The organism is Cupriavidus sp. 2TAF22, assembly GCF_052115045.1.
GTDB lineage: Bacteria > Pseudomonadota > Gammaproteobacteria > Burkholderiales > Burkholderiaceae > Cupriavidus.
Genome location: NZ_JBFRFX010000049.1, coordinates 1 through 12,861, shown reverse-complemented (window position 1 = coordinate 12,861; position 12,861 = coordinate 1). Strand labels below are relative to the sequence as shown.

At 62.0% G+C, this 12,861-nt stretch carries 12 protein-coding genes and 2 pseudogenes; 5 read left to right on the top strand and 9 right to left on the bottom strand.

Annotated features, from left to right (window positions below; all coding sequences use genetic code 11):
• Positions 1-254 precede the first annotated feature (254 nt).
• On the bottom strand, positions 255-512 hold the full coding sequence (locus AB4Z48_RS34875) for a hypothetical protein (protein ID WP_441622536.1): 258 nt from the start codon (positions 510-512) through the stop codon (positions 255-257).
• Positions 513-2,444: 1,932 nt separating this feature from the next.
• On the opposite strand from AB4Z48_RS34875, the gene AB4Z48_RS34870 reads away from it, so the two are divergent.
• A complete protein-coding gene (locus tag AB4Z48_RS34870) occupies positions 2,445-2,693 on the top strand; it encodes a DUF1488 family protein (protein ID WP_441622534.1) in 249 nt (82 codons plus the stop codon).
• 20 nt (positions 2,694-2,713) lie between these two features.
• A complete protein-coding gene (locus AB4Z48_RS34865; RefSeq protein WP_441622532.1) occupies positions 2,714-4,024 on the top strand; it encodes an NRAMP family divalent metal transporter in 1,311 nt (436 codons plus the stop codon).
• Positions 4,025-4,112: 88 nt separating this feature from the next.
• Here AB4Z48_RS34865 and AB4Z48_RS34860 read toward each other — a convergent pair whose 3' ends face one another.
• The 3 genes and pseudogenes from AB4Z48_RS34860 to AB4Z48_RS34850 form a co-directional block, all read right to left on the bottom strand.
• Positions 4,113-4,448, bottom strand: a complete 336-nt coding sequence (locus tag AB4Z48_RS34860; RefSeq protein WP_441622530.1) for a hypothetical protein — start codon at positions 4,446-4,448, stop codon at positions 4,113-4,115.
• A pseudogene (locus tag AB4Z48_RS34855) lies at positions 4,343-4,684 on the bottom strand (IS30 family transposase); the annotation flags it as partial. The gene AB4Z48_RS34860 and the pseudogene AB4Z48_RS34855, both read right to left, overlap by 106 nt.
• A gap of 21 nt (positions 4,685-4,705) precedes the next feature.
• Positions 4,706-5,053 (bottom strand): Spy/CpxP family protein refolding chaperone, encoded by a 348-nt coding sequence (locus AB4Z48_RS34850; protein ID WP_441622528.1) that lies wholly within the window; start codon positions 5,051-5,053, stop codon positions 4,706-4,708.
• A gap of 1,278 nt (positions 5,054-6,331) precedes the next feature.
• Here AB4Z48_RS34850 and AB4Z48_RS34845 point away from each other — a divergent pair.
• Entirely contained in the window at positions 6,332-6,916 is a 585-nt protein-coding gene (locus AB4Z48_RS34845; protein ID WP_441622526.1) for a BPSL1445 family SYLF domain-containing lipoprotein, read from the top strand.
• Positions 6,917-6,959: 43 nt separating this feature from the next.
• Here the strand turns inward: AB4Z48_RS34845 and AB4Z48_RS34840 are convergent, their stop codons facing one another.
• Positions 6,960-7,649, bottom strand: a complete 690-nt coding sequence (locus tag AB4Z48_RS34840; RefSeq protein WP_441622524.1) for an NAD(P)(+) transhydrogenase (Re/Si-specific) subunit beta — start codon at positions 7,647-7,649, stop codon at positions 6,960-6,962.
• Positions 7,650-8,169: 520 nt separating this feature from the next.
• Between AB4Z48_RS34840 and AB4Z48_RS34835 the strand changes: the two genes are divergently transcribed.
• Entirely contained in the window at positions 8,170-8,418 is a 249-nt protein-coding gene (locus tag AB4Z48_RS34835) for a hypothetical protein (protein WP_441622522.1), read from the top strand.
• A 206-nt stretch (positions 8,419-8,624) separates the two neighbouring features.
• Positions 8,625-8,753, top strand: a complete 129-nt coding sequence (locus AB4Z48_RS34830; protein WP_441622581.1) for a hypothetical protein — start codon at positions 8,625-8,627, stop codon at positions 8,751-8,753.
• A gap of 117 nt (positions 8,754-8,870) precedes the next feature.
• Here AB4Z48_RS34830 and AB4Z48_RS34825 read toward each other — a convergent pair.
• From AB4Z48_RS34825 to AB4Z48_RS34810, 4 genes and pseudogenes are all read right to left on the bottom strand, one after another.
• Positions 8,871-9,275: pseudogene (locus AB4Z48_RS34825) on the bottom strand (alpha-D-glucose phosphate-specific phosphoglucomutase); the annotation flags it as partial.
• A gap of 157 nt (positions 9,276-9,432) precedes the next feature.
• The gene (locus AB4Z48_RS34820; RefSeq protein WP_441622520.1) at positions 9,433-9,630 is read right to left on the bottom strand and encodes a hypothetical protein; all 198 of its coding nucleotides are present in this window, start codon (positions 9,628-9,630) and stop codon (positions 9,433-9,435) included.
• On the bottom strand, positions 9,627-10,595 hold the full coding sequence (locus AB4Z48_RS34815) for a 2-deoxy-5-keto-D-gluconate 6-phosphate aldolase domain-containing protein (RefSeq protein ID WP_441622518.1): 969 nt from the start codon (positions 10,593-10,595) through the stop codon (positions 9,627-9,629). Before AB4Z48_RS34815 ends, AB4Z48_RS34820 begins: the two co-directional genes overlap by 4 nt.
• 250 nt (positions 10,596-10,845) lie before the next feature.
• Entirely contained in the window at positions 10,846-12,306 is a 1,461-nt protein-coding gene (locus AB4Z48_RS34810; protein ID WP_441622516.1) for a GH39 family glycosyl hydrolase, read from the bottom strand.
• Positions 12,307-12,861: the final 555 nt, after the last annotated feature.

Genomic DNA, 12,861 nt, shown 5'->3' with positions numbered 1-12,861 from the left:
GAAACACAGCGCCGGGTGGCAAATTTAGCTGCAATGCACCTACACGTGCGACCTCCGGTTGTCGCGCTTCAGGTGGATTCAATTACCCAGCGCAGAACACGAATGGGCGTGCCGAGAATGGCGCATTGCTGTGGCAGGGCGGCTATTTTTGCAGTGTGTGCGAGCGTGAACCCCTTGACGCTGGAGCAGCGAAAGCCTGATGAGTTGCTTGGCCTGCTGAACTTGCCGGCCATCATCTAAGAAAGCCCGGCTCCCTATAACGTCGAGATATCCTCCCGCGCCTTGGCCTCGCCATAGTCAAGCGCAGCCTCGCTCGTGGGAAAGAGATAGGTGCCATCAATGAGTTCGTATGACTCCACTATCTGGAAGTTCGGCCTCACAGGACGCCCATCGGTACGGATGATCGAATAGTGCACAGCGTATCCGAGTACTTCGGCTGGCCGCCAGGGGTCGGGCTTTTGCTCGGCCTGGATCGAAAGTCGATGGTCACCGACATTTAGATCTCGATGCATGGCTACCTCCTGGTTATTTGATCGATTTAGACTGAACGATCCGGATCCGTCAGTGAGCGGGCCGGAGAGCCTCGGAGGGGCGCGGCGGCGCCGGTCGTAATCCATATGTGCGCGGGTTCCGGCGACGCGTCTGTCCGGTGCCGGACACTACCGAAGCCTGGAACGCCCTGCCGAGAGCGCAAGGCGCGCGGGCATCGTCCGGATCGCACTGCGAACTGCCATCGCGGCAGCGTTACTGGAGCTACGCGCCCCGGCTACAACGGCGCTACGTAGGTAACAGCAGCAGTGCCAGAGATACGACGACTTTCGCCGACCTCAATGGCTGAGGCGCGATTGCCCAGGCGCATGCCGAAGGCATCCGCAAGCTCGCATCCGCGTTCCGCGGGCTCTACGACAGCATGCCGGGGGCGCAGAGCGCAATGCGGATGCGGTCTTCCGTATCACTGGGGCGGCCCGCTTTGAGAGCGCACTAAGAATGCTGAAGGAGATCCTGCGCAATCGTGTGCGATGCAAGGAGGTCGTGGCCGCCTCCGGGGGCTGGAACTGCATTGCCAGCACGCCCGCCTCGTGCGGCGAAGGACAAAAGCGGTTCAGGAAGAATCCGTAGCTTGCCGCAGCGACCGTCTCACGCGGTTCCGCACGGGAAACGATGCCGTCGTGACGCCCACGGCGCCAGCGGCGCGCCTGGATCCGCCCCGTGTGCGGCGTCAGCCTTAAGCACCATCCGCCATGGCAATCGCCTTCGACTGCGGTCTGTCCGCAACGCTACTTCCGCTCGCGCCTCCGTTAGCAGGGCCCACTGCGAAATGGGCTTTCACCTGTTCGCTTCAATGGCATTTGAGTGATTATATGAGCACTTTGTCTGCCCCGACGGACCGCGGTGGGGGGCGGCTCGGGTGAATCTCGCCACTGCCCGCGCAGGCATGCCGGTCCGCAATGCATGCCCGTTAGCGTACCGACATTGCGTCAGATCCGGATTAGTATCGCAGCGGATGGCAGCGCGCCAAAGTGTTCGGAACGGCGCGCGAAGGCACGGTTGGCGGCGCCCCCTCGGATCGAGACGCCCGGCGCACCTTGTTGCCGCCTGAAAATAATCCAGTCTGGAAGATTGCCCGCAAACCCGCGGGCGGTTCAAGTCAGCAACGTGGAAGGAACCGTCATGAAATACGCACAACTAATTGTCTCAGCATTGATGACACTCGCCGTCATAGCATGTACAGGGCCGGCCGGACCACAAGGTGCAACGGGCAATACCGGTAACACCGGATACGTCGGCGCGACAGGGCGCACCGGGGCAACAGGTGACACCGGCGCAACAGGTGACACCGGCGCAACAGGATACACCGGCGCAACAGGCGATACCGGTGCCACGGGGTACACGGGCGCTACCGGCAGCACAGGGGCTACCGGAAACACGGGAGCAAGGGGTAACGCCGGCACGCCCGGCGCCAGAGGCGTCGCGACAGACGGTACCGTGGTCATCGTGCCGCGCTGAAGGCCGCTAAGCCGATCACGGATCGGGCTCAGGTAAGTCGATGCCCGCGCCGGGGCGCCCGGCGCGGAGCAGAGCAAACATCTTCGATATCGACAAGGCATTTATGCATTTTTCCCACGCACCTCCAGCTCCGACACCGCATCCGTTAGCACCTGCAAGGCGTCGGCCCGAACAACCCGACGAGGCCCGCAAAACCGCCCAACCCGGTCAATTTAATCCGCAGAGCAAGCAGATAGCGGATCTTAGCGACGATACCTTCACGCAGTAGCTCCGTACTGGATTTTCACCAAGGCGCTATAGCGCGTGTAAGCGGCCAACAAGCGAATTAGGGTTTCTCCACGCCGCCGTGGCGTTTCCTCCCCAGGCCTACCAATTGTTCCGGCACCTTGGGCAACAACTTTTCGGGCACGACAGTGCCCGGTTAATCGAGGCACAACATGGCACTGAGTTTTCTCAACCCGAGCCGCAGCTACGATGCAGCCAAGCACTGTGTGGTTCTTGGGCTACGACAACGCACGCGAAGTCGCATTCTTGTCAACGCCGCAGTGCTCGCGAATCTTGACCCGGCAATGGGCCCAGCCGAGCCCGAAGTGCTGGCGGCCTTCGACCGGCACCACGACCAGATCCTCGAACTCGCCAGGAACCGCTACGTCATCGGGCGCCAGAACATGTACATGCTCTCCTGAAACGGTGCATTGCGGAGACGATGGTGCCCGACATAGAAACGATCGCCAAAGTTTCGGCCGATGAGTCGGCCAATGGCTCGGCAGGATTCTGGCTCGGCAAGCTCGGCCCGGGACTGATCACCGGCGCCGCCGACGATGATCCAAGCGGTATCGCCACCTATTCACAGGCGGGCGCGCAGTTCGGCTTTAGCATGCTGTGGACGGTGCTCTTCACCTATCCGCTGATGGTCGGCATCCAGGTAGTCAGCGCGAGGATTGGGCGAGTGAGCGGCCACGGGCTGGCCACCAACATCCGGCGGCACTATCCGGCGTGGCTGCTCTACGGCGTGGTCAGCCTCGTGCTGGTGGCCAATACGATCAACATCGCGGCAGATGTCTCGGCCATGGGCGAAGCACTGAGGCTCATCGTCGGTGGCTCCGCACAGCTCTACGCGGTGGCGTTCGGCCTGGTTTCCCTTCTGTTGCAGCTATTCATCCCCTACCGGCGCTACGTCCGCTTGCTGAAGTGGCTCACGCTCGCCTTGCTGGCCTACGTGGCCACGGTATTCGTCGTGCATATCCCTTGGCCGCAGGTCATGGCAAAAACACTGGCGCCGCGCATGTCCTGGAAGCCCGAATACATTACCACCGTGGTGGCGCTCTTCGGCACCACCATCAGCCCCTACCTATTCTTCTGGCAGGCGTCGCAGGAAGTCGAGGACCAACTGGCCGATACACGGGCGCGGCCGTTGATAGAAGCGCCCGCGCAAGCCGGCCCCAACCTCAGGCGCATCAAGATCGATACCTGCATCGGCATGGCCTTCTCGAACCTGGTTGCCTTCTTCATCATCCTGACCACGGCGGTTACGCTCAACCTGCATGGCGTGAACGATATCCAAACGTCGGCGCAGGCGGCACTGGCGCTGCGCCCGATTGCTGGCGAGTTTGCCTTCATGCTGTTCAGCGCCGGCATCATTGGTACTGGCCTGCTGGCGATCCCTGTGCTGGGCGGCTCGTCCGCCTATGCCATGGCGGGTGCCTTCAAATGGCGAAACAGCCTAGAGCGCACGCCGATGCAAGCCAAGCGATTCTACGGCATCATCGCTATCTCGATCGCGATCGGCGTCGGGCTGGGCTTCACAAAGATCGACCCGATCAAGGCGCTCTACTGGAGCGCGGTGATTAACGGCGTGGTCTCCGTGCCGATCATGGCCGTGATGATGCTGATGGCCGCACGAACCGACATCATGGGCCAGTTCGTCATCGGCAGGAGCCTGAAGGTGCTGGGCTGGCTGGCCACCCTGATGATGGCTGCAGCCGTGAGCGCCATGTTCCTGACGATGCGCGCATAACGCGCAGCGGGAGGCGCGCCCTTACGCCCTTCCGTCTAGACCGTCTTCGGCCTCGTCACCTTCGTGCCTTCCAGTGTGACGCCGGCCATCAGCCCGCTGTTGGCAGAGCCCGGTACACAGCCACCAGTTGGTTGATGTCGAAGCCGCTTCGCAAACGAAAATGGGCAAGCGTCTGTGCGGCGGCTTCTGCGGCGTCGATGAATTCAAGGGCCTGCCCCATCGACTTTTCTGCCAGGATTATCCTGGATTGGAAAGTAGACAAATCCTTTGCGACTGCCTGCAGAATTTGCTCAGCGTGGTCGCGTAGTGCCGGCGGGTTCATAGTCGCCGACGCCGGCAATTGCCTACCCGCAAACGCTTCCCACTGTGCCAGGATGGTCTCCAGGTCGTGGAGAATGAATTCAGCGATTCGCAGTTTTGCCATGGGGATCCGGAGTGGTTCGTTGCCGATGTGACATGCTCAAATCGCTCGTAAGTGGTTCGGCCTTTGGGGAAGTATTGCCGCAGCAGACCATTTGTGTTCTCGTCAGTCCCGCGCTGCCACGGGCTTTGTGGGTCGTAGAAGTAGATTGCCAGACCTGTATCGAGCTGTAAGTGCGCATGTGGGGCCATCTCTGCGCCCTGATCCCACGTCAGCGATTTACGTAGATGTTCGGGCAGCTGGACGTCCAGGCCCGGTAATCAGTTCTTTCTCGATACATGCTGCCGGTCCTGGAAGATCAGGTCGGCGTTCCTCCTCTGGACGTCCGACATGCTGTCGTACAGGTCCAGGAACGCGGGCGTGAGCTTCCTGATGCCATCCGCATGCGCATCGGCTATCTCTCCATAGGACTTTAGGTCACCGACCGCTGTCATGCTGCCGGCTCCATCGACGCGCACCAGCCGCAGCGAATCCATCTTGCTCGCGTTGTCTCGTATTACCTGTGCGACCTTCCGCCACTGGACTTCCTGGGAGCGCGTAATCTGGAGCTTGGTATGCAGGTCACCGATGTGCGTGTCGATGCGGTCGTGCCTGGCGATCTTCAGCACATGCGCCGAGTCGTGGGCGTCCGTGGCGGTAATGGCTCCGGCCGGACCGGCTAGTGCAAGCACGGAAAGAAGCGCAACAGAGGGCAGGACGAATGTGGTCGCCGGCTGGAATGAGCGTAGTGAGCTTCATGGGTGATCTCAGTGGCAGTTCGATGATCTCGCCGCGCCCTTCGCGGGTTGGCGGTACGATCGCGTACCATTTGTATGCGGAACGCCGGCCAGTGTCTGTCCGGCACCGGACAGGGAACGAGGCGTCGCCGCGGGAGAGCGCCCGGCGCATTGCCTGGCGCCTTTCCCATGCTTGTCCACTATCGTACAGACGGCATGGCGATCGGGGAGGGCGGTGTGGATGGAGGCTGGCGGGCTGCGCATGCCGCTTACTGGCCGTGGTCCCCGTGATAGGGTCCATACAGCCGACAAGGGATATGTAGGGCTGTGGAGGCGATAGCGCGGCTCCATCGGCGCCCCGCTCTTGCCGCGTCGCCCGCATACGTTCCCACTCCACAGATGAGGCATCACATCCTACTTGGCGCCGGCGCTGCCGTCAGCGTGTTTGTCGATCCCTTGCTGGACGCGATATTCATCGTGCCGGCCGTCCAAGGACGAGCAGATTACGCAGGACATCTGGACACTCGAGAACCCGGCGATCCTGGAGCAACTCGGCAGGGCCGGCCGATCCGTGTCGCATCTGATCAAGTACTCTGAAAGAGGACACCGCCGGAACTGGCTGATTCGAGCCATCCAATCCCGCACCGCTCGGCCTCGCGGACTTCGCGGTGATAACGTAGCTGCCGAGCATGATCAGCGGCGACTGATTCCACGCTGAATCGCGGGCTGGCGTGCACTGCCGGCGGTGAGTGACCAGTCAGTGTCGTCACGTGTGGTGCTGATCTGTTCATGGGCGTTCGCGGCTGCGCTGGGAGCGGCCGGGTCACTCGCGCGGGGAAGTTCATTTCCAGCGATTCGTCCATGGCCCTCTGGTAGGTCTGGCCTTGCGTCGTCGCGGGAAATTTTGGCGGAGCTGGCCGGCGGTTTCGCACCGAGAAGCTAATCTTTTGCATGATAGATCCTGTCTAAATGGACGTCGATCCTGACCAGGATACTGACGTCGATCCGCCGGAAGGTCGCTACGATGGTGGACACGGATACCTCCTTTCGGCATTTGTCTTTCCGCATGGCCATATCCGGTGATCCGCCTTGTGTTTCCGTACGCTGTCGTACCGCATTTGCACGGCCTCTGGCATACGCTTGATTCGCATACGGACACTGGAGACCAAAATGCTAAGGCGAAATTTCATTCTGATTGCGACCGGATCGGTGGCGGCAATTGGCATTACCCTGCCAGGTTGCACAACGACGGGGACAGCTTCCGGGGGTAGCCAGGCGGCAGACCGACGCACGATCGACACCGGCATCGACTCGACCCTCACGCGCCTCTACAGCGCTGCCAACGGCTCGCACGAGTTGGTCGGCAAGTCTCGCGGCGTGCTGGTATTTCCTTCGGTGATCGCGGCCGGGTTCTGGTTTGGCGGCCAGTACGGGGAGGGCGCCTTGCGGGTTGGCGGCAGCACCGTGGGCTACTACAGCACCGCCACTGCCTCGTTCGGGCCGCAGATCGGAGCTCAGTCGAAGGCGCTTGTTTTCCTGTTCATGACACCTGACTCCCTAGAGCGGTTCACGAGTAGCGAGGGCTGGGCCGTGGGCGGCGATGCATCCGTCGCGGTGTTGAAGGTGGGCGCAAACGGCAATATCGATAGCAATACAGCTACCGCGCCTGTCACGGCATTCGTCCTTACCAACAGCGGGCTGATGGCCGGTGTCACACTGGAGGGCACGAAGGTGACGCGGCTCAAGACCGTCTAGCCGGTAGGGGGATTTTACACGCCCAAGGTCAGGAACATGGCGCCTACGGCTGCCGGGTGGCCAGCCAGCCCGGCACCTTCAGCTCCTTGCCGATGACGAACGGTCCCATGATGTCGGCCCGTGCGGCCATCAGCACCATCGCCGCCACGATCGGGGCGGAAACCATGCTGTTGATCACCGCGCTCCAGTAGAGAGCCTTGTTCAGATCGATCGCTAAAGCCCGGCCCGATGCCGACCGCGGTCGAGATGGCGATGATGACCACGTAGACCTTCCTCGCCATGTCGACGTGAGGATGGGCATGCCGAAGGTCGGCGATGCCTTGTCGGTGCGGGCAGCGGGATTGACCACATCGTTGGCGCCGACCACCGGCGCCACGTCGGCGTCGGTAAACTCGGAATTGACATCGTCGAGCTGGAAGATCATGTCGCAGGGCACGCCGGCCTCCGCCAGCAGTACGTCCGTCTGGCCTGGCATGCGCCCGGCCAGCGGGTGCACGGCGAACTTCACCGACACGCCTGCGCCTTGCATCAGCTTCACGAATTCGTACAGCTTCTGCTGCCCCTGCCCCTGCCCCTGCCCCTGCGCCGCGGCCAGGCCCGTAGCCGGCCACGTTGATGACCTTGCGGGCATAGCGCAAATAGATGCTGGTATCGCCCGCATTGACCGGTTCAAGCTGCCTTTGACGGCGCCGTGATTCTGGTGGACGATCACGCTGAAATTGGCGAACAGCACATTGCACGTGGCTTCGACCGTCTTCTCTCCGGGCCCCGGTAGTAAGTGCTTTTTCGTCCTCGCGGATTTGGGGCGGACATGTGAAGCGACGCGTCTCGCTTTGGGCAGCCGCACTGCGCCGTAGAGCGGCCCAATGCAGTTGGGCAGACGATGCGCGCTACGGGCGAGAGTGTCGGTACGCAGTCGTACTGGCTTGTGGGCACGATGTAACCACCGGGCTTCAGCAAGTCATCGACAGTCATGAACATGCCGAAGAAGATCGACAAAATTCGTATCCGGGCCGATACTGTGCCATGCACTCCTGATTGAGTCCGATCGCAATTTCGACAGGCGTTACCGGCACCCGTACGGTAGCGTACCGACAATGGTCCCATGACGATGTAGCCTATACGGGCGGTATCAGCCTGCCATGAGCCGCTCTCCGTTTGCCGACGCCAGCGGCAGCAAACTTGCCGCTATGCGCGCGCGCCCTCAATAGCTGCCGCCGATCATTGCCGGCGCTAACGTGCCGGAGTTCCCCATGCAACATTCCGTTGAGTATCGCGGCTTCGAAATCTGGATTGACATGGTTGGAAGTTCCCAGGACATATTCGAGGCCTGGTACTGCCTGCGCAGTTCGCTGCCACCGGCCTTTCCAGCGCTGGCCGAGTACCGAGTAAAGGTGCACGGCGGCCCATTTACGCGCCGCTGGGCAGTCCTGGCGGGCGAACTGGCGGGAAGGTCCGCGGTCGACAGCCTTCTTTCCAGGGCTCAGTGTCCGCGGATGTGAGCAACTGTGCGATCCTGCCCGCGCCGAGGGCGCGGAGTCATCGTCAGGCTGGAGGATATCCGTGAGCTCAGATTTCCCAAGGGAGCCCTGTGGGACCGGTCTGGATGCATTGCGCTGATCGGCGGATCTTCCCGGATTACATGCGTTAGTCGATCCACCCGCCAGCGGTGATGGGCCTGCAGGTCTAAGTTTTAACCCACGACAGTATCGCTCTGGGAGAGGATGGCCAGACGCATCGACCTGTCGAGCAGGTGGCCGGTCTGCGTGCGATTCACGGCCTGGTGGTGATTCCCCTGTCGGTTGCAAACGAGACGGCGCCCGGTGCCTCGGACTGACCGTGCGGGCGGACGCCTCTTGCAGTCTGCAAGCGCGTCTTCGACGCTCGCTTGCGCTTCCTTGGTAATGCGCCGCAGGTGCGCATTGTCATGAAATCTCTCGACGTAGATCTTGTCGATGTCTTCCGTACCGGATGGCCTCACGGCGAACCAGCCTCTCTCGGCAATGACCTTCAGTCCGCCGATCGGCGCGTCGTTGCCGGGCGCTCGGATGAGGACACGCTGAATGCGCTCGTCGGCGAGCTCCGTGCATTTCACCTGCTGCGGCGAGAGCATCGGCAGCACCTTCCTCTGCGCTATCGTTGCGGCCGTCTCGACCCGGGTGGCCACAGAGCTGCGCAGCTCATGGGTGAGCTTGCGAAAGATCTCGCCAGGTTCGCGCCCGGAGCGCGCCGTGATTTCGGCCGAGAGCAGGCCTGCCGCGCGGCCGTCCTTGTCGGTTGTCCATACAGAACCGTCAAGGCGCAGGAAGGAGGCACCCGCGCTCTCTTCACAGCAGAATCTCAGGCTCGCATTGCACAGCCCATCGGTGAACCACTTGAAACCGACAGGGACCTCAGAAAGACTCCGGCCCAGCGCTCGGCGACCCGATCGATCATCTGGCTGCCGACAACGGTCTTTCCCGCGCGAGCTTCGCGCGCCAGCTTGCGCGTTTCCCGGCGCGGTATTCGTAGATCGCTTAGCTGATGGCTAGCATGTGCCACTCGTTGAAGCTTCTTTCCAAGGAAGAGCCCTGATGGCGAGAAGCGCCGAATATCACGCGTCGCCAGGCTTCGGCAGGATCGGGCATGCCGGTGTAGCAGGCCGTGACGAGCCGGGGAATATCCACCGGGATCGCCCTTGGCGCCGGCTTGCCGGCCAGAGGACTGACGATCATGACGGCGTCTTCGGTGTCGTGGATTCGGTGGAACCGTATGCCGCGGCATGACGGGACGCCCGTGCCTGCTCAAAGAGCTCGACCCATCTGGCATAGTTCCGGGCGATACGGGAAACGGCTTCCTGCCCTGTCATTTCCCCGGTCTCGTAGCTGACGATGGCGTCCCAGAACGTGGTGCGCCCAACCGCGAATCCAATCATGCCAGGCACTGACGCGGCGGTTTCCAGCCATTCCGTTACCCTGGCCTCTTCGGCGCCGCGTCCCAGCACGATGCAGCCGACGTCATCCCGTGCGTTGCGCCGCACGGTCTCCACCAGTTGCTCGTAATCCTCGCGCCAGTCGAGCCCTTCGATCTTCCAGATATCCGGTTCGATGCCGGCATCCTGCAGGGTACGGATCGCCTGGCGCATTAGGCCGGGGCGGGTGCGCCGGTCATAGGCATCCTTGTCCATCCCGACCCGCTCCATCTGCGCCATCGTGGCCGGCACCAGCAGTTCGAACATGAGGCGCTGCCCGGCACGCCGGCAGTAGTCTGCAAGCTGCCTCAGGCGCGTTGTTTGCCGGAGATTGAGCGCGGCGTCGTTATCCGGGTTATAGCGCACCAGAGCCTTTGCGAAAGTCGGCCTGAACGCTTCAATGTGCTCCGCGAATGCTTCGCCATACTCGAACTCGAATTCAGCCGGGCCACTCTTCTCGACAGAGAGCGCGGTCACGTAGCCGCCCTCCGTCGCGTCATGAAGAATGCCGGCGCCGAATTCCTCATCGACCAGGATGCCGGCGCAAGATGCCGGCACCCCGTTGTCGACTGCATCCCGGAAGCCATCATAGATGATCTGCTTGCTGCTGGTCACCCTATCGCGCTCCGCAGGTGTCAGCGGAGGATGGAAGCGGAACAGGTCGGCCACGTAGGACTGGCGATGATCGAACGGTAGCAGGTAAAGCGGTGAGTTGTAGCCGGATTTCATAATTGTCTCTCCCCAAACCAGCGATGGCGCCGGATCCATGCGGTGACGACGCCGTCGTGTTGAGTTGCGCCGCCCCGTTGATTCCTCCTGGCACAGGCCGGTGCCAGGTTTGTGCTGGGCAACTCCCGGCGGCGGTCCGGCCTGCATGCGCGGGTCGTGGCGGATCCCGTCACTGAGGTGCGCCCGGCGCAGGCCGCTTACGAGCTACAGCACCTCCATCCGGGCCACGAGCGGGAGGCGGCTTCTTTCACTACGCGCTCCATTCAATCCGCAACGATGCCAGGGACTGAGGCTGAAGGGCCACCTCGATCAAGGTCGTTTCGCCGTCGAGCGAGAAGGCATGTGCTTCGTCGGTGAGTGCCGCTGCCGCACTGATCCGGTCGATATCTTCGGCGCCCAAGTACTCCGGTTCTCCCAGGGCTTGCCACGCTGCCCGCGGGTTGCAATGATCCGCATCGATGCGCGCGATCGTTACCCGACGCGGACTCCGCCCGGCCGCTCCTGACAACCTGATCTGTGCCGTCTCGCTTCGGATGGCGTGCCGGGGCATTGCCTGGTTGAGCAACAACAGGCTGGAGGAAGGACGGCAGCCGGGACTGAGACTCCCTGCCCAGACGGCGACCGTTTCATGCTTGCCGACGATGGGAAGATGGCTCGGGCCAAGGCGTTGCATCAACTGAAATGCCCGGTAGGCAGGTTTGGCGATGCCATGCAGCGTCAGCAAGCCGAAACCGCCATGAAAGGGCGCATTCGGCAAGGCGTTCTCCTCGAAGATATCGGAGAACGTCCAATAGCCATACGCATCCACAAGACCGTCCACGCTCAAGGCAATCCGGACCGCGAGCGCGGCGCCGAACGCCTCGTCGTGCAGCGGATCGCGCTGCTTCGGTGTGATGTTCCATTCGGTATATAGGAGAGGGCGGCCGCGCGCCTGCGCGTTTGCCTGGAGGGCCCGCTCCCGCATGAGGTCTGCCGGGGCATGTTCCAGTTGGGAAATCGTGTCTGCTGCATCGAACTGGGAAGATGCATCCGTGGCGTAGTAGTGCGTGCTGACGAAGTCGGCCGCAAGCGCATTCTGCTCGCAATAGCCGATGAAGTCGTCGATCCACGCATTTTGTGCGGTAGCGGGACCGCCGACCTGCAGGCGCTCATCGATATGCTTGATGGCATGGACCGTGGCCTGGTAGAGCCTGAAGTAGGCTTGCTGGCCGCCAGTCCAGAACAGGCGCAGGTTTGGCTCGTTCCAAACCTCGAACAGCCATAGGGAAACCTCCTCGATACCGTAGCGCGCGACCCAGTGGCTCACCAGTTTCCGGATCAGTTGCTCCCACTCCCGGTAGTCTCTTGGCGGCGTGATGTTGGCACGATAGTGAAACACGGTCTCCGTGCCCGACGCCAGGGCGGAGGGCATGAATGACAGTTCGACAATCGGCCTCATGCCGATCGACAGCAGAAAGTCGAATATCTGGTCGGCATTGAAAAAGGAGTAGAGCCATTGGCCGTCCCGGCAGACCACGGTGCTCATGTCGTCGCACAGGATGCCGTGGAAGCGGACGTGGCGAAAGCCCAGTTCGCGGTGTGCCCTGCGCAGTTGCTTCTGCCAGTCCGCGCGCAGTGCGACTGGGGCGTGGCAACTTCCCACCGTGTGTTGCCACGGATGCACGAGCGGGAGTGGTGTTGCGGCCAGATTGCAGCTGAAGGCAATTGCCATGGTGGGTGGGTGTGTAGGGATGATGCCATGTGCGGAGCGGAACCCGGGCGTGGCGCCGACGCCGGGGGCGTCACCACGGCGTCGTTTCCCACACAGAATTGCGTGAGGCAGCCGCTGCGGCACGATACAGATACCTCGCGACCGGTTGTTGTCCTTCACCGTACGAAGCTGGTGTGCCGGCAATGTCGGTCCCGCCCACGGAGCCGGTCTCGGGCACCTGTATCGCCTTCTTGCCTCTATGTATAGTTCGCGCTCTGTACACGTGCCGTCCGGGGGCGTACAGTCCGGGACGTTTATTTTCGGAGGAGCCCTGAAACATAGGGGCGGCAGACTCACGCGCTAGTACGGGTGAGCGGAGACGTCGCCGGCGGACGACTCAAGCCAGTAGCCCGGATGGCCCTAGTACAACATCCCGTAAATAGCTTGAATAAATAATCGCCTCGGATATCATGGCGGGATGAGTCGAGGCCGCCATGCAACGCCAGTGAAGTTGGCGAAGAAAGAAAGACAGGAACTGTTATCGCTGATCGAGCGCAAGACGGCGCCGCGGCGCCG